The organism is Sphingomonas sp., assembly GCF_017745215.1.
GTDB lineage: Bacteria > Pseudomonadota > Alphaproteobacteria > Sphingomonadales > Sphingomonadaceae > Sphingomonas.
In genome coordinates, this window is sequence record NZ_JAGHZV010000002.1 from 25,255 (window position 1) to 40,084 (window position 14,830).

The window sequence follows — 14,830 nt, forward strand, 5'->3', positions numbered from 1 at the left end:
TGCGCGCCATGACCCAACGCTTTGACAAGTCCAAGCTCCCCAGCCGCCATGTCTCGGTCGGCCCGGAGCGCGCGCCGCACCGCAGCTACTATTATGCCATGGGGATTTCCGAGGAGGATATCGCCAAGCCCTTCGTCGCCGTGGCGAGCGCCGGCAACGACAGCGCGCCGTGCAACACCACGCTCGACATGCAGGCCGATGCCTGCCGCGAGGGCGTGATCGCGAACGGTGGCATGCCGCGGCGCTTCAACACCATCACCGTCACCGACGGCATCGCGATGGGTCACCAGGGGATGAAGTCCTCGCTGGTCAGCCGCGAAGTCATCGCCGATTCGGTCGAGCTTAGCGTGCGCGGCCATTGCTACGACGCGCTGGTCGGCTTCGCGGGCTGCGACAAGTCGCTCCCCGGCATGATGATGGCGATGCTCCGCCTCAACGTGCCGTCGATCTTCGTCTATGGCGGGTCGATCCTGCCGGGCCGCTTCCACGACAGGGACGTCACCGTCGTCGACGTGTTCGAGGCGGTGGGGCAATATGCCGCCGGCAATTGCCCGCTCCACGAGCTGATCGCGCTCGAGAAGGTCGCCTGCCCGGGGCACGGCGCGTGCGGCGGCCAGTTCACTGCCAACACCATGGCGTGCGTCGGCGAAGCGATCGGGTTGTCGCTGCCCAATTCGAACATGGTCCCGGCGCCCTATCGCAGCCGCGAGGAGATCGCAGTCGCGGCGGGTCGCCAGGTGATGGAACTGCTCGAGCGCAACATCCGCCCGCGCGACATCTGTACGCGCGAGGCCTTCATCAACGCCGCCCGCGTCGTCGCGGCGACCGGCGGCTCGACCAACGGCGCGCTGCATCTGCCCGCGATGGCGAACGAAGCCGGGATCGAGTTCGACCTCCACGACGTAGCCGAGGCTTTCAAGTCGACGCCTTATATCGCGGACCTCAAGCCGGGTGGGAAGTATGTCGCCAAGGACATGCACGAGGCGGGCGGCGTCTACATGCTGATGAAGACGATGCTCGCCGGCGGCTTCCTCGACGGCAATTGCCTGACCGTCACCGGCAAGACGCTGGGCGAGAACATCGACGAAGTCACCTGGAACCCCGACCAGAAGGTGATCTACGACGTCAAGACGCCGATCACCCCCACGGGCGGCGTGGTCGGGCTGCGCGGCAGCCTGGCGCCCGAGGGCGCGATCGTGAAGGTCGCGGGGATGAAGCGGCTGCAGTTCGAAGGCCCCGCGCGCGTGTTCGACTGCGAGGAGGAAGCCTTCGACGCGGTCGAGCATCGCCGGATCAACGACGGCGAAGTGATCGTCATCCGCTACGAGGGCCCCAAGGGCGGCCCCGGCATGCGCGAGATGCTCTCGACCACCGCGGCGCTCTACGGGCTGGGGATGGGCGAGAAGGTGGCGCTGATCACCGACGGCCGCTTCTCGGGCGCGACGCGCGGCTTCTGCATCGGCCACGTCGGGCCCGAGGCGGCCGACGGCGGCCCGATCGCGCTGGTCGAGAACGGCGACCTCATCAAGATCGACGCCGAGGCGGGAACGATCGACCTCGAAGTGCCCGAGGACGTGCTCGCCGAGCGGCGGGCGAAGTGGCAGCCGCGCGTCAACGATTACCAGTCCGGTGCGCTGTGGCGCTATGCGCAGAATGTCGGCCCTGCCTATAAGGGGGCGGTGACGCACCCCGGAGCCAGCGCCGAACGCCATGTGTACGCGGATATCTAGCCTGACGATCGCCGTCGCGCTGCTCGCGGGCGGGTGCGACGGCAAGCTCCAGGACAAGGTCGCGACGGCCAAGGCCGACGCCGGCAGGCGCGCACTCGCCGCGGCCGAGGGGCGGATCGAATGCTCGCCGCCCGGTGCGGCGGGCTTCGCCTTCGTCTGCGGGATCGACCGGACGCAGACGCAGGACGGGCTCTACCTCACGCTGCGCCACCCCGACGGCGGCTTCCGCCGGCTGCTCGTCACGCGCGACGGACGCGGCGTGGTCGCGGCCGACGGCGCGGAGAAGGCGCAGGTGACGCCGCTCGCCAGCGACCTGATCGAAGTCGCGCTTGGCGGCGCGCGCTACCGGCTGCCGGCGACGGTGCGCCACTGGAAGGAACCCAAGGCCACATGATCCCGCCCGGCGCCCCGATCGTCACTGCCGAGGAGATGCGCGCGGCCGAGGAAGAGGCCTTCCTCCGCCAGCGTCAGGACGACGTCATGGAGCGCGCCGGCGCGGCGGTGGCGCGCGAAGTCGTGCGGTTCGCGCTCGGACGGCCGGTGCTGGTGCTCGCCGGGCCGGGCAACAACGGCGGCGACGCCTATGTCTGCGCGCGGCTGCTCCAGACGGCGGGGCTCGACGTGGCGGTGGCGGCGCTGGGGGATCCCAAGCCGGGTTCGGCCGCCGAAATGGCCTATCGCTGGACCGGTCCCGTCGCCTCGCTCTACGAGGCGCGCGCGCGGCCGGTGATCGTCGACGGGCTGTTCGGCACCGGGATGACCCGCCCGCTCGAGCGCAGCGTCCAGGCGATCTTCAACCACCTCTGCCATGACGCCGACCTCGTCGTCGCGATCGACCTGCCCTCGGGGCTCGACACCGACAGCGGCGCGCATCTCGGCGCTCCGCGCGTGGATGTGACGGTCGCGCTGGGGGCGCTCAAGCCCGCGCACCTGACCGGCGCGGGGCTCGACTGCTGCGGCGAAGTGATCCTCGCCGACATCGGCGTCCCCGTGCCGATGCGCCGCCGCGTCGTCGCGCGGCCGCGGCTGAGCGCGCCGGGCACGCAGGCGCACAAATATACCCGCGGCCTCGTCGCGGTGATCGAAGGCGCGATGCCCGGCGCGGCGCGGCTCGCGGCGCGCGCGGCGATGGCGGGCGGAGCGGGCTATGTCGTGCTCGCGGGCCCCGACGTCGGCGGCGGCGGACCCGATGCGCTGGTCCGCCATCCGGTCGGCCATCCCGAGGACCTGGGCGCTTGGCTCGCCGACGACCGGCTCTCGGCAGTGGTGATCGGCCCGGGCCTGGGCCGCGACCGCCGCGCCGAGCTGCTGCTCAAGGCCGCGCTCGATTGCCCGCACCCGCTGGTGGTGGACGGCGACGCGCTGACCCTGATGGGCCGCACCGCCGGCCGCTGGCTCTCGGGCCGGTCGGCGCCGTCATGGCTCACCCCGCACGCCGGCGAGTTCGAGCGGATGTTCCCCGAGGCGCAGGGCAGCAAGCTCGACCGCACGCTCGCCGCCGCCGCCGAGACCAACGCCACGGTGATCCACAAGGGCGCCGACACGGTGATCGCCGCACCGAACGGCGAGATGCGTGTACTCTCCCGCGCGAGCTCCTGGCTCTCGACCGCGGGCACGGGCGATGTGCTCGCGGGCCTCGTCGCCGCGCAGGCGGGGCTGGGCGAGATCGAGGCGGCCGAAGCGGCGGTCTGGCTTCATGGCCGCGCGGCAGGGCTTGCAGGACCTGCGTTCATCGCCGACAGGCTGATCGACCATGTCCCGCAAGCGATCGCCGAATGCCTCTGAATCCTGACGAGATCGTCCGCGTTGCCGCGCGCGGCGAAGGCGTCACTGCCGATGGGCGCCACGTCGCGCTCGCCGCCCCCGGCGATCGACTCCGGGCCGACGGCAGCGTCGCGCCCGGGCCGAACCACCAGCCGCCGCCATGCCGCCACTATCCCGAATGCGGCGGCTGCCAGCTCCAGCACCTCGACGATGCGGCGTGGAGCAAGTTCATCGTCGATCGCGTGACCAGCGCGCTCCAGGCCCACAAGCTCGAGACCGAGATCCGCGCGCCGCTGCTTTCGCCGCCACGCACCCGCCGCCGAGCGACGCTCCATGCCGAGCGGCGCGGGCGGCAGGTCCACCTCGGCTTCACCGAGAAGGCGAGCCACAAGCTCATCGACCTCGCCGAATGCTGGGTGCTCGCGCCCGAGCTGTTCCAGCTGATCGCGCCGCTGAGAGGCCTGCTCGCGGCGCTGCTGCCGGGCAACCGCCGCGCCAACGTCCATCTCGCGATGACCGACCAGGGCCGCGACGTGCTGGTCGACGGACTCGAGGCCGAGGGGCTGGCGGCGGCCGAGGCGATCACGGCCTTCGCACATCGCCACGGCCTCGCGCGCTTCTCGATCGACGAGGGGCTGGGGCCGCAGCCGCGCTGGGAGCCCGATCCGGTGACGGTGACGCTCGGCGGCGTGCCGGTGCCCTTTCCCGGCGGCAGCTTCCTCCAGGCCACGGCCGAGGGCGAGGCCGCGCTGGTTGCCGCGGTGCGCGAGGCGGCGGGCGGCGCCGAGGCGGTGGCGGACCTGTTCGCCGGGCTGGGTACGTTCACCTTCGCGTTCCCGGGGGCCAAGGTCTATGCGGCAGAGGCAGCGCGCGACGCGATCCTCTCGCTCAAGGCAGCGGCGGGCGCGGCGCGGCGGCCGGTCTTCGCCGACCACCGCGACTTGTTCCGCCGGCCGGTGGTGCCGAGCGACTTGAACCACTTCGGCGCCGTGGTGATCGACCCGCCGCGTGCGGGTGCGAAGGAGCAGGCCGCGGCGATCGCCGAGTCGAGCGTGCCAGCGGTGGCCTATGTTTCCTGCAATCCCAGCACCTTCGCGCGCGATGCGGAGATGCTGTGCGAAGGCGGCTATCGGCTGGAGTGGATCCAGCCGGTGGGGCAGTTCCGCTGGTCGACGCATGTCGAGCTGGCGGCGAAGTTCAGCCGCTAGGATAATCCGCCGCCACGAAGAACAGCCCGTCGGGCGGCGCGTTGATCGGCAGGCGCTGGCGATCGCGCGCTTCGAGCGCCTCGCGCAGGTCGTCGCTGCTCCAGCGGCCCAGGCCGACGAACGACAGCGCGCCCACGATCGAGCGGACCTGGTGGTGGAGGAACGAGCGTGCCGCCGCGCGGACCAGCACATGGTCGCCTTCGCGGACCACCTCGATCTCCCTCAGCGTCTTGACCGGCGAGTCCGCCTGGCATTGCACAGCGCGGAAGGTGGTGAAGTCATGCCGCCCGACCAGGCATTGCGCGGCGTCGTGCATCGCCTCGGCGTCGAGCGCGTGCGCGATCCGCCAGGCGAAGCCGAGCTCCCAGGTCAGCGGCGCGCGGCGGTTGACGATGCGATATTCGTAGCGCCGCCCGGTGCAGGAGAAGCGCGCGTGCCAGTCTTCGGGTACGACCTCGCAGGCGTTGACGGCGACCGGATGCGGGCGGAGGCGCGCGTTGAGCGCTTCCATCAGCCGGAAGGGCGTGATCCGGCGCTCGATGTCGAGGTGCGCGCGCATCGCCAGAGCATGGACGCCGGCGTCGGTGCGCCCCGCGGCATGCGCGACGACGGTCTCGCCGGTCACCGCGAGCGCCGCCTCCTCGAGCGCCTGCTGGACGCTGGGACCGTGCTCCTGTCGCTGCCAGCCCATGAAGGGCCGGCCGTCCCACTCCAGCGTTAGCGCGAAACGCGTCAAAGCCGGGTGCCCGCGGGGATCGGGAAACCGCGCAGCAGCTCCTCGGTGGTCATGACGCCGCGACCCGCGCGCTGGACGAGGAGGGGCGTGATTTCCCCTTCGCCACAGGCGATCGTCAGTGCGCCATCCAGCACCTGACCCGGATCCCGGCCTCCGCCGGGGTGATGGACTTGGGCAGCGAGGACGCGGATTCGTTCGCCCTGATGCTCGAAGAAGGCGCCCGGCGGATTGAACGCCCGGATCGCACGCTCGACTTCCGCAGCGCTCCGCGAGAAGTCGAGCTTCAGCTCGGCCTTGTCGATCTTGGCGGCGTAGGTCACACCCTCCTCGGGCTGGGGGACCGGCGGATAGGCATCGGGATCGTCGAGAACCTCGACCATCAGCCGCGCGCCCATCGCGCTCAGTTCCTCGATGAGCTGGCCCGACGTCTTGGCGTCAACCGGCGTGCGCCCCTCCAGCCGCACCGGGCCGGTGTCGAGCCCGGCCTCCATCTGCATGATCCCGACGCCGGTCTCGTCGTCGCCGGCGAGGATCGCACGCTGGATCGGCGCCGCGCCGCGCCAGCGCGGGAGCAGCGAGCCATGGACGTTGAGGCACCCCAGCCGCGGCGCCTCGAGGATCGGGCGCGGCAGGATCAGGCCATAGGCCGCGACTACCGCTACGTCGGCGCCGAGCGCTGCGAACGCTGCCTGTTCCTCGGCGCTCTTGAGGCTGGTCGGTGTACGGACTTCGATCCCCAAGGCTTCGGCGCGAGCCTGCACCGGCGAGGGCGTCAGCGCCTTGCCGCGCCGCCCGCCCGCCCGCGGCGGCTGGCTGTAGGCGGCCACCACCTCGTGCCCGGCCTCGACCAGTGCCTTGAGCACCGGCACCGCGAATTCGGGGGTTCCCATGAAGATCACACGCATGGCGGCGGCCTTTAGCCGATTTACCGTGGTGGTAAATCGACATCGCCTTTTCGGATATCCGTCATCCCGGCGAAAGCCGGGACCCAGGGCCACGGGCGACGTCCTCTCCTACCCTGGGTCCCGGCTTTCGCCGGGATGACGTAAAAGGGAAAAGCCGCGTGAGTTCTCCCCTGTGGGGAAAGGGCGGGGGGAGTTTCCTTTCTGTTCCCCCATCGCTATCTCCGCCGCCATGGCATCGCCCGAAATCGAAGCGCTGACCCAGGCGCTCTCCCGGCTTCCCGGGCTCGGCCCGCGCTCCGCCCGTCGCGCCGTGCTCCACCTGCTCAAGAAGCGCGAGACCGCGCTCGATCCGCTGCTCGCCGCGCTCGGCGCGGTCAGCCAGCGGCTCGCGACGTGCTCGATTTGCGGCAATGTCGACACCAGCGACCCGTGCGCGATCTGCGCCGATCCGCGCCGCGACGCGCGCTCGCTGTGCGTGGTCGAGGAAGTCGCCGACCTCTGGGCGCTCGAGCGGTCGCGGCTCTTCCCCGGCCGCTTCCATGTGCTCGGCGGCCGGCTCTCGGCGCTCGACGGCGTGCGGCCCGAGGATCTGTCGATCGAAGCGCTCGTCCGCCGCATCGCCGCGGGGGGAATCGACGAAGTGGTGCTCGCGATGAACGCCACGCTCGAGGGACAGACCACCGCGCATTATATCGCCGAGCGGATCGAGGCCTATCCGGTGCGCGTCACCCAGCTCGCGCACGGGCTGCCGGTGGGTGGCGAGCTCGACTATCTCGACGAAGGGACGCTCGCCCAGGCGCTGCGCGCGCGGCGGCCGGTCGCCTGACGCGCCTAGGGAAACGCCCTCCCTTGCGGCGCGCGGGGGTTCGGCTTAAATTTGGGCGATGGCTCTTCTTCCGATCCTCGAAGTCCCCGATCCGCGGCTGCGCACCATCTCCACCCCGGTGGAGAGCGTCGACGACGCGTTGCGCGCGCTGATCGCCGACATGTTCGACACGATGTACGACGCCCCTGGCATCGGCTTGGCGGCGATCCAGGTCGGCGTGCCCAAGCGCGTCATCGTGATGGACCTGCAGGAGAAGGAAGACGAGGACGGCAAGGCGATCCGCGAGCCGCGCGTCTTCATCAACCCCGAGATCCTCGATCCGTCGGACGACCAGTCGGTCTATACCGAGGGCTGCCTGTCGGTCCCCGACCAGTACGCCGATGTCGAGCGCCCCGCGCAGTGCCGCGTGAAATGGCTCGACGAGGATGGCAAGGCGCACGACGAGATCTTCGAGGGGCTGCTCGCCACCTGCATCCAGCACGAGATGGACCACCTCCAGGGGATCGTGTTCATCGACCACCTCTCGCGGCTGAAGCGCGACATGATCCTCAAGAAGCTCGCAAAGGCCCGCAAAACTGCGGCTTAAGAGCCTCATCGTAAACGCTATTACGTTTTCACCCCGGCCTTGTGCCGGGGCCCACGCAGCCATCGCTCGATGGCCTCCGACCGCTTTTCCATCGCGTGCCTCACGGTGGACCCCGGCACAAGGCCGGGGTGACGGGTGAGGGTTTCAGGCCTTCCTCGCCACCAGATCGATGACCGCCGACAGCCCCCGGTGGCGCGGCCCTTCGTCGAGTTCGGCTTCATAGGCCTCCAGCCGCTCGATCGCGAGCCCGGCGAATGCCTCGCGCAGCAGCGCCTCGGTGTAGAGGTTCTCGACCGCGCTCGGCCCGCCGGTGCCGTGCTGGAGTTGGTCGGGGGTATAGCCTTCAAGCAACAGCAGCCCGCCCGGCCTGAGCGCGCGCCGGAGGCCTTGGAACACCTTCGCCCGATCCGCCGGGCCGACGACCTGGATGAAGATCGCCACCACCACGTCGAACGCCGCTTCGGGATAGTCCCAGCTTACCATGTCGGCCTGGCGATGGTCGATCGTCACGCCGCGCGACGCCGCCAGCTGGCGCGCCTTCTCGATCCCCACGGGCGAGATGTCGGTCGCGACCACCTCGAGCCCCTGTTCGGCGAGCCAGACGCTGTTGCGTCCCTCGCCGTCGGCAACCGCGAGCGCGCGCATCCCCGGCTTCAGCAGCGGCGCCTGCCGCTCGAGGAAGCGGTTCGGGCCCTCGCCGAAGATATAGCCGTCCTCGGCATAGCGCAGGTCCCAATGGTCCTGGCCATAGGTCTTGCCTTCCATCACGCCGCTCCCGTCTCTGACTGACTCGCTCATAGCTGCTCCCTTTTTATGATACAATGTTACACTCAATAGGGGCTGTCCTACCTGCGATGTTCAAGCTATGTTCCATGGTGGCGTTGTTTCGTGTCCGATCCTGCCGAAAGCCGGCGGCGAGGTCGGATCGCGGCGACGGGTCGTGACTCTTGTGACTTTTCGGGACTGCGGCGCGGCGACGGGTTGCGACTCTTGTGACTTTTGGAGGATTTCGGCGTGGATTCGGTGGGGCTGCTTCTGGTGATCGTGGCGCTGCTCGCCGGGCTGGGGATCGGCTGGTTTCTCGGCGGACGCGGGGCGGCGCAGATGCGCGGCGAGCGCGACGCGCGCGAAGCTGACTTCAAGGCAGCGATCGCCGACCTCGCGCGCAAGGACGCCGATCTCGCGCGGCTCCAGGGCGAGACCTCGGGGATGGAGGCGCGCTTCGCCGATCTCGCCAACCGCGTCCTCGGCGATGCCCAGCGCAACTTCCTCGAACGCGCCGACCAGCGTTTCCACCAGGCCGGCGAGAAGAGCGAGGCGCAGCTGAAGGCACTGCTCCAGCCGGTCGAGGCCACGCTCAAACGCTATCAGGAGGGGCTCAACCTCGTCGAGAAGGAACGGGTGGGGAGCTACCAGGCGTTGCGCGAGGCGGTGACCTTGCTCCATACCAGCCACGGCCAGGTGCGCGACGAGACCGCCAAGCTGGTCAATGCGCTGCGGGCGAGCCCCAAGGCGCGCGGGCGCTGGGGCGAGCAGAGCCTGAAGAACGTGCTCGAACAGGCGGGTCTCTCGCAATTCGCCGACTTCGAGACCGAAGTGTCGGTGGATACCGGCGAGGGGCGGCTGCGCCCCGATGTGATCGTGCGGCTGCCCGGCGGTCGCAAGCTGATCATCGACGCCAAATGCTCGCTCAACGCCTATCTCGACGCCTCGGACGAAGTCGACGAAGCGACGCGGATCGCGCACCTCAAGACGCATGCGCAGGCGATCCGCCGTCACGCCGAACAGCTCGGCTCGAAAAGCTATTGGGCCCAGTTCGGCGACGCGGCCGACTATGTGATCCTCTACATCCCCGGCGAGCAGTTCCTGACCGCGGCGATGGAGCAGGACGAGGCGCTGTGGGAATGGGCGTTCGAGCGCCGCGTGCTGCTCGCGACGCCGACCAATCTCGTCGCGATCGCGCGGACGGTGGCGAGCGTCTGGCGGCAGGAGCGGCTCGCCGAGGAAGCCGCCGAGATCGCGCGGCTGGGCAAGGAGCTGCACTCGCGGCTGGCGACGATGGGCAGCCATGTCGCGCGGATGGGGCGTAACCTCGAAGCGGCGTCGAGCGCGTACAATGCGATGGTGGGAAGCTTGGAAAGCCAGGTGATGACCCAGGCCAAGCGCTTCGAGGCATTGGAAGTTTCGAGCGGCACAAAGGAGATCGAGCCGCTGCCGATGGTCGAGACCAGCCCGCGCCCGCTGACCAAGCTCGTCGCCGCGACCACCGAGGCTGAAGACGCGGCCGAGTGAAGCTGCTAGCCTTCCCGGGAGGCAAAAGGGGGAGGGCGAGCCGATGTGGATTGCGGGAATGGCGCTGGTCGCCGCGGTGGCACCGGTACAGGACGCCGATGCGGCGCGCTCGGAGCGGGTGAGCGCCGCGGTCGCCAAGATCAGCGGGGGCGACCTCGACGGCGCCTTCGCCGACTTCAACGCGCTGATCGGCGAATATGAGCGCAAATACGCCCCCGAGAAGCGCGCGCTGTTCTGCGCGATCAACGACGGCGACGAGGCCCGCTACGAAGTCGCTGCCTCGCGCCGCAAGCAGCCCGCGCTGGTGATCGACTCGGGTTATTGCTTCGCCCTCTGGGGCAAGGGCTATGTCCTCGCCGACCGCAAGGACTTTCCCGGCGCCGCGACCTTCCTCCAGCGCGCGACCACGATGGCGCCCGATTATGAGCAGTTCCTCGCCGAGCTGGGCTATGTCCAGCAGTCGCGGAACCAGTGGGAAGCGTCGGTGGGCACTTATGCCCGCGCCGCCTCGGCCGCCGAGCTCCAGACCGACCCCGACAAGCGCAAGCGCGGGCAGCTCCGGGCCTGGTGGGGGCAGGGCTATTCGTTGATCGAGCTCGGCCGGATCGAGGAGGCGAAGGCGATGTTCCGCAAATGCCTCGAGCTCGATCCGACCTATGAGAAGGCACAGAACGAGCTCGATTACATCGCCGGCCTCAAGGGCGACGGCGGCAAGGTGAAGCAGCAATAGGCCTGCGATCAGCGGCGCGGGCCGCCCTCGCGCGCCAGCGTCATCGTCGCACCGCCCGGAGCGGTGAGTACCAGCTTGCCGCTCCGGTTGGTCGAGACGCTCAGCGGCTTTCCGAGCAGGCCGAGGATGTTGCTCTCCTGCGTGTTCGCCCCGCGCTCGGCACAGAAGCGCCGCGTTGAGGCGACCGGACCGGCGGTGAGGCGACCGCGCTCGAAGCGGTAGCTGCCCGAGAAGGCGTTGCAGCCGGTATTGCCGCTCAGCCGATCGCCCTCGAAGCGGATCGTCGCGGGGCGCGGCGCCCAGGCCGGGTTGCCGCCGATCGCTTCGATCCGCCAGCTGCCCGCCAGCGGCGCGGGCTGGGGCTTCACGGTGAATGCGCCGCCGCAGCCCTTGTACTGGCGCCCGCCGAGCGTGACCTGGACGGTGTCGCGATAGCTGCGGTCGCTCATCCCGTCGCTGCAGGGCGTGTGGACCACGTTCACGTTCATCTGGCGGGTCTGGTAGATCTCGCCCGCGAAGCCGTGGATCACGCGCGGCTGCGGCACGCTCACCGGGCGGCCGAAGGCGGATTCGAAGCGCATCGTCTGACCGTCGATCGTCAGCGACCAGAAGGGCTCGGTGCCCTGCGCGCGATAGGGCTCGGCGCGCGTCTGGGCGTTGGCATCGCTGGGCATGCAGGCGCAGAGCGCGAGCAGGCCGATCGCGGCGGCAGTCGAAAAACGCATCGTCTTGGCTCCTTCTGCCCGCCCCAATGCTCGGAGCCGGCTGAACGATCCATGTCCGCAACGATCGGCTTTCGTTCAGCTTTGCGGGCGAACCCTTTTTCCGTCATCCCGGCGAAAGCCGGGACCCAGCGTCAAGCAGGGCGAGGCTCGTGACCCTGGGTCCCGGCTTTCGCCGGGATGACGGTCGTTGGAGTCAGTCGAACTTCTTCAGAAACCCCGTCAGCGCAGCGAAATAATTCGCCTGGTCGTCATAGAGGGCAAGGTGGCTGCCGTTGGGCATGAACGCGTAGCTGCCGTGGGGCAGCTTCCTGGCCATCTTCTCCATATAGGCCGGGTCCATGGTGTCGTAGCGCGCAGCCATCACCAGCGTGGGGGTCTGGATCTTCGCGAGGTCCTCGAACCGGTCCCAGTCCTTGAGGATGCCGCCGGCGCCGAGCTCGCTCGGGCCCTGCATATAGGCATAGACCGGCTGGTTGACCTTGGTGAAGGCGCGCACCGCGGGCTCGGGCCATTGGTCGAACGGCATGCGCAGGATGTGCTGCTCATAGTGCATCGGGACCAGCAGCGCCATGTAGCGCGGGTCCTCGGTCTTGCCCGCGGCCTCGAGCGCCTTCACTTCGGCGAGCTGCTTCGGGTCCATCGCGGGCATCAGCACCTTCTGGGCGTAGTCGTTATATGCCGGCACCGACGCCATCATGTTCGAGACGATCATGCACTTGAGGTTGGCCTGGTATTTCAGCGCATATTCGATCGCGAGCAGCCCGCCCCAGCTCTGGCCGTAGAGGCAGAAATTGTCCCGGGTCAGCCCGAGCGCGACGCGGACCTGCTCGACTTCCTCGACGAAGCGCGGGAGGTTCCACAGCGACATGTCCTCGGGCCGGTCGCTGTTTCCGGCTCCGAGCTGGTCGTAGTAATAATATTCGACGCCCTCGCGGGGCAGGAAACTGTCGAACGCTTCGAGATAGTCGTGCGGCACCGCCGGGCCGCCGTGGAGCAGCAGGACCTTGAGCCTGGGATTGTTGCCCACCCGCTTGGTCCAGACGCGGAACGTCCCCTTGGACGTGGTGATCGGGATCATCCGCACGCCGCCGGTCAGCACGTCGCTGCGGCCGCTGTTGTCGAAATAGCCGGCCGGCTGCGCGGCGGCGGGCGCGGCGAAGGCAAGCAGGGCCAAGGCGGCGGCGGCGAGTGCGCGAATCATGATCTGTCCCCCTGAGCGAGTACCTCATAGGCCATCACGGCGGTCGCCACGGCGGCGTTGAGGCTGTCGGCCTTGCCGAGCATCGGAATCTTGACCAGCAGGTCGCATTCGGCGGCCATGAAGTCGGGCATGCCCTGCGCCTCGTTGCCGGTGAGCAGGAAGGTCGGCGTTTCGTAGCGAGGCTCGCGATAGCCATGGTCCGTATCGAGGCTGAGCCCGACCAGCTGCCCCGGCCCGGCGCGCAGCCAGTCGCGGAACGCGTCCCAACCCGCCTTGGCGACAGGCACGGTGAACAGCGCCCCCATGCTCGCGCGCACCGCTTCGACCGAGAAGGGATCGACGCAGTCGTCGACGAGGATCAGCCCGCCCGCGCCGACCGCGTCGGCGGTGCGCAGGATGGTGCCGAGGTTGCCCGGGTCACGCAGCCGCTCGGCGACCAGCCAGATCCGCGCGCTGCTGCGATCGAGCGCTTCGAGCGGCACGGCGAATTCGGGATAGACGCCGACGACGGCGCCGGGATTGTCCTTGCCCGAGAGCTTGGAGAGGATGTCGGCGTTGGTCTCGACCGCCTCGCCGCCCGCGCCCTCGGTGGCCTCGACCAGCGCCCGGACGAGCGGATGGCTCGCGCTTTCGGCAGCGAAGAAGAGATAGGCCGGCAGCCTTCCCGCCTCGCGCGCCTCGGTGAGGATGCGCAGCCCCTCGGCGAGGAACAGCCCTTCCTCGCGCCGGTGCTTCTTGTCGCGAAGCCCGCGGACGCGCTTGATCAGGGGATTGGAGAAGGCGGTTATCTGGCGGGGCATGATTGCAGGCCGAGATGCGTCACGAACGGATCGAAGTCACCATCCGAATAGAGGAGCTGGAGACCGTCTTCGATGCAGCGGGTCGCGATCAGCGTGTCGATCGTCTTGCGCACCGTGATCCCGAGCGACCGCAGCGCCCGATAGTTTTGCGCGGCTCTCTCGGCAATTTCAAAGCCGCCAATCTCGACGGATGCGAGCGGCTCGAGCAAGCGCCGTGCCCGTTCGAAATCGGTATCGCGGATGAATCCCTGCAGGATCTCGGTGAGAATCAGATCTCCGACCGCCAAGGGCTCGACGCCAAGCAAGGCGTCGAGCCGATCGGTTTCAGGCGTTGGCGTGCCGCGGAAATAGTCGATCCACACGCTCGAATCGACGAGGATCATCCGTCGGTCCGCATCGCCTCGAGATCACCGGACCAGGCGAGCTTCCCACGATATTTCCGGATTTCCTCTTGCTTGCGCAGCCGGACCAGCATGCGCAACCCAAGCTCCACCGCCTCGCGCTTCGTCTTGAGACCGGAAGCCTGCATTGCCTCGGCCATCAACCGGTCGTCGATAATGATATTGGTACGCATGATGTGTATCCAATCGCCTCTGGATACACATAGTTGCGCGAGAGCGTGAGCGCAACGGCACGCCTCAATCCTCGCCGAAACGATCCTCGACCAGCTCGACCAGCGCCCGGACCGCGGTTTCGGCGCCGTCGCCGTCGGCGCTGATCGTGATCGTGTCGCCCATCGCGGCGCCCAGCATCATCAGCCCCATGATCGAGGTCGCGGTCACGCGCGATCCCGCCTTCTCGACCATCAGCGGCACCGGCTGGGACGAGGCGAGCGTGACCAGCTTGGCGCTGGCGCGGGCGTGCAGGCCGCGCTTGTTGGTGATCTGGACCGCGCGGATAATCTCACTCATGCGGCAGCCTCTCCGAGTACCTCCGAGGCGACGGTGATGTATTTTCGCCCCGCCTCGCGAGCAGCGGCGACAGCCTCGGTTACCTTCATCGCCTTGCGCGCGCCGCCCAGGCGAATCAACATCGGCAGGTTGATGCCCGCGATCACTTCGACCTTGCCCGCCTGCATCAGCGAGATGGCGAGGTTCGAGGGCGTGCCGCCGAACAGGTCGGTGAGCACGATCACGCCACGGCCCGAGTCGACGTCCGCGATCGCCTTGGCGATGTCGGCGCGCCGCTCCTCCATATCGTCCTCGGGGCCGATGCAGATCGTGGCGATCCGCTCCTGTTTCCCGACGACATGCTCCATCGCGGTGACGAACTCCTCGGCGAGTCGCCCGTGCGTCACCAGCACCAACCCGATCATACCAAACTCCGC

At 69.0% G+C, this 14,830-nt stretch carries 18 protein-coding genes; 8 read left to right on the top strand and 10 right to left on the bottom strand.

Going from position 1 to position 14,830, the window contains the following annotated elements; genetic code table 11:
- The first annotated feature begins 8 nt into the window (after positions 1-8).
- Genes ilvD through J7495_RS02690 form a run of 4 tightly spaced genes read left to right on the top strand, consistent with a single transcriptional unit; the run spans position 9 to position 4,702 of the window.
- Positions 9-1,730 carry a dihydroxy-acid dehydratase gene (gene ilvD / locus J7495_RS02675; protein WP_294054531.1) on the top strand — a complete coding sequence of 574 codons (1,722 nt, stop codon included), beginning with the start codon at positions 9-11 and terminating at the stop codon, positions 1,728-1,730.
- Positions 1,711-2,124 carry a hypothetical protein gene (locus J7495_RS02680; RefSeq protein ID WP_294054532.1) on the top strand — a complete coding sequence of 138 codons (414 nt, stop codon included), beginning with the start codon at positions 1,711-1,713 and terminating at the stop codon, positions 2,122-2,124. The genes ilvD and J7495_RS02680 overlap by 20 nt, the downstream gene beginning before the upstream one ends.
- Positions 2,121-3,515: an NAD(P)H-hydrate dehydratase gene (locus J7495_RS02685; protein ID WP_294054533.1), complete on the top strand. Its 1,395-nt coding sequence runs from the start codon at positions 2,121-2,123 to the stop codon at positions 3,513-3,515. Before J7495_RS02680 ends, J7495_RS02685 begins: the two co-directional genes overlap by 4 nt.
- A complete protein-coding gene (locus J7495_RS02690) occupies positions 3,506-4,702 on the top strand; it encodes a class I SAM-dependent RNA methyltransferase (RefSeq protein ID WP_294054534.1) in 1,197 nt (398 codons plus the stop codon). The genes J7495_RS02685 and J7495_RS02690 overlap by 10 nt, the downstream gene beginning before the upstream one ends.
- Here the strand turns inward: J7495_RS02690 and truA are convergent.
- Both truA and fmt read right to left on the bottom strand, forming a co-directional pair.
- Entirely contained in the window at positions 4,692-5,438 is a 747-nt protein-coding gene (gene truA / locus J7495_RS02695; protein ID WP_294054535.1) for a tRNA pseudouridine(38-40) synthase TruA, read from the bottom strand. The two genes, J7495_RS02690 and truA, sit on opposite strands and share 11 nt — an antisense overlap.
- A complete protein-coding gene (gene fmt, locus J7495_RS02700) occupies positions 5,435-6,343 on the bottom strand; it encodes a methionyl-tRNA formyltransferase (protein ID WP_294054536.1) in 909 nt (302 codons plus the stop codon). Before fmt ends, truA begins: the two co-directional genes overlap by 4 nt.
- Before the next feature lie 229 nt (positions 6,344-6,572).
- On the opposite strand from fmt, the gene recR reads away from it, so the two are divergent.
- Positions 6,573-7,169, top strand: a complete 597-nt coding sequence (gene recR / locus J7495_RS02705) for a recombination mediator RecR (RefSeq protein WP_294054537.1) — start codon at positions 6,573-6,575, stop codon at positions 7,167-7,169.
- A gap of 58 nt (positions 7,170-7,227) precedes the next feature.
- On the top strand, positions 7,228-7,755 hold the full coding sequence (gene def / locus J7495_RS02710) for a peptide deformylase (protein ID WP_294054538.1): 528 nt from the start codon (positions 7,228-7,230) through the stop codon (positions 7,753-7,755).
- A 144-nt stretch (positions 7,756-7,899) separates the two neighbouring features.
- On the opposite strand, the gene J7495_RS02715 is transcribed toward def, so the two are convergent.
- Positions 7,900-8,553: a class I SAM-dependent methyltransferase gene (locus tag J7495_RS02715; RefSeq protein WP_294054539.1), complete on the bottom strand. Its 654-nt coding sequence runs from the start codon at positions 8,551-8,553 to the stop codon at positions 7,900-7,902.
- Positions 8,554-8,769: 216 nt separating this feature from the next.
- Here J7495_RS02715 and J7495_RS02720 point away from each other — a divergent pair, with 216 nt between their 5' ends.
- Together J7495_RS02720 and J7495_RS02725 are read left to right on the top strand one after the other, a co-directional pair.
- Positions 8,770-10,047: a DNA recombination protein RmuC gene (locus J7495_RS02720; protein WP_294054540.1), complete on the top strand. Its 1,278-nt coding sequence runs from the start codon at positions 8,770-8,772 to the stop codon at positions 10,045-10,047.
- A gap of 43 nt (positions 10,048-10,090) precedes the next feature.
- Complete coding sequence (locus J7495_RS02725) at positions 10,091-10,777, top strand: tetratricopeptide repeat protein (protein WP_294054541.1); 687 nt, start codon at positions 10,091-10,093, stop codon at positions 10,775-10,777.
- 8 nt (positions 10,778-10,785) lie between these two features.
- On the opposite strand, the gene J7495_RS02730 is transcribed toward J7495_RS02725, so the two are convergent.
- The 7 genes from J7495_RS02730 to J7495_RS02760 form a co-directional block, all read right to left on the bottom strand.
- Positions 10,786-11,502 carry an META domain-containing protein gene (locus J7495_RS02730; protein ID WP_294054542.1) on the bottom strand — a complete coding sequence of 239 codons (717 nt, stop codon included), beginning with the start codon at positions 11,500-11,502 and terminating at the stop codon, positions 10,786-10,788.
- Between the two features lie 193 nt (positions 11,503-11,695).
- Positions 11,696-12,703: a proline iminopeptidase-family hydrolase gene (locus J7495_RS02735; RefSeq protein WP_294054543.1), complete on the bottom strand. Its 1,008-nt coding sequence runs from the start codon at positions 12,701-12,703 to the stop codon at positions 11,696-11,698.
- Positions 12,700-13,503, bottom strand: coding sequence for an RNA methyltransferase (locus tag J7495_RS02740; protein WP_294054544.1), 804 nt, complete (start codon positions 13,501-13,503; stop codon positions 12,700-12,702). Before J7495_RS02740 ends, J7495_RS02735 begins: the two co-directional genes overlap by 4 nt.
- Positions 13,488-13,886 (bottom strand): PIN domain nuclease, encoded by a 399-nt coding sequence (locus tag J7495_RS02745; RefSeq protein ID WP_294054545.1) that lies wholly within the window; start codon positions 13,884-13,886, stop codon positions 13,488-13,490. The genes J7495_RS02740 and J7495_RS02745 overlap by 16 nt, the downstream gene beginning before the upstream one ends.
- Positions 13,883-14,077, bottom strand: coding sequence for a type II toxin-antitoxin system VapB family antitoxin (locus tag J7495_RS02750; RefSeq protein WP_294054546.1), 195 nt, complete (start codon positions 14,075-14,077; stop codon positions 13,883-13,885). The genes J7495_RS02745 and J7495_RS02750 overlap by 4 nt, the downstream gene beginning before the upstream one ends.
- Positions 14,078-14,141: 64 nt before the next feature.
- A complete protein-coding gene (locus J7495_RS02755; protein ID WP_294054547.1) occupies positions 14,142-14,414 on the bottom strand; it encodes an HPr family phosphocarrier protein in 273 nt (90 codons plus the stop codon).
- Positions 14,411-14,818 carry a PTS sugar transporter subunit IIA gene (locus J7495_RS02760; protein WP_294054548.1) on the bottom strand — a complete coding sequence of 136 codons (408 nt, stop codon included), beginning with the start codon at positions 14,816-14,818 and terminating at the stop codon, positions 14,411-14,413. The genes J7495_RS02755 and J7495_RS02760 overlap by 4 nt, the downstream gene beginning before the upstream one ends.
- Positions 14,819-14,830: the final 12 nt, after the last annotated feature.

Excerpts from the sequence above, each read along its gene's own strand:
- J7495_RS02755 (WP_294054547.1), bottom strand. The coding sequence starts at position 14,414 with ATGAGTGAGATTATCCGCGCGGTCCAGATCACCAACAAGCGCGGCCTG.
- def (WP_294054538.1), top strand. The coding sequence starts at position 7,228 with ATGGCTCTTCTTCCGATCCTCGAAGTCCCCGATCCGCGGCTGCGCACC.
- fmt (WP_294054536.1), bottom strand. The coding sequence starts at position 6,343 with ATGCGTGTGATCTTCATGGGAACCCCCGAATTCGCGGTGCCGGTGCTC.
- J7495_RS02760 (WP_294054548.1), bottom strand. The coding sequence starts at position 14,818 with ATGATCGGGTTGGTGCTGGTGACGCACGGGCGACTCGCCGAGGAGTTC.
- J7495_RS02730 (WP_294054542.1), bottom strand. The coding sequence starts at position 11,502 with ATGCGTTTTTCGACTGCCGCCGCGATCGGCCTGCTCGCGCTCTGCGCC.
- J7495_RS02735 (WP_294054543.1), bottom strand. The coding sequence starts at position 12,703 with ATGATTCGCGCACTCGCCGCCGCCGCCTTGGCCCTGCTTGCCTTCGCC.
- J7495_RS02725 (WP_294054541.1), top strand. The coding sequence starts at position 10,091 with ATGTGGATTGCGGGAATGGCGCTGGTCGCCGCGGTGGCACCGGTACAG.
- J7495_RS02685 (WP_294054533.1), top strand. The coding sequence starts at position 2,121 with ATGATCCCGCCCGGCGCCCCGATCGTCACTGCCGAGGAGATGCGCGCG.
- ilvD (WP_294054531.1), top strand. The coding sequence starts at position 9 with ATGACCCAACGCTTTGACAAGTCCAAGCTCCCCAGCCGCCATGTCTCG.
- J7495_RS02680 (WP_294054532.1), top strand. The coding sequence starts at position 1,711 with ATGTGTACGCGGATATCTAGCCTGACGATCGCCGTCGCGCTGCTCGCG.
- recR (WP_294054537.1), top strand. The coding sequence starts at position 6,573 with ATGGCATCGCCCGAAATCGAAGCGCTGACCCAGGCGCTCTCCCGGCTT.
- J7495_RS02750 (WP_294054546.1), bottom strand. The coding sequence starts at position 14,077 with ATGCGTACCAATATCATTATCGACGACCGGTTGATGGCCGAGGCAATG.
- J7495_RS02745 (WP_294054545.1), bottom strand. The coding sequence starts at position 13,886 with ATGATCCTCGTCGATTCGAGCGTGTGGATCGACTATTTCCGCGGCACG.
- J7495_RS02690 (WP_294054534.1), top strand. The coding sequence starts at position 3,506 with ATGCCTCTGAATCCTGACGAGATCGTCCGCGTTGCCGCGCGCGGCGAA.
- J7495_RS02740 (WP_294054544.1), bottom strand. The coding sequence starts at position 13,503 with ATGCCCCGCCAGATAACCGCCTTCTCCAATCCCCTGATCAAGCGCGTC.
- J7495_RS02715 (WP_294054539.1), bottom strand. The coding sequence starts at position 8,553 with ATGAGCGAGTCAGTCAGAGACGGGAGCGGCGTGATGGAAGGCAAGACC.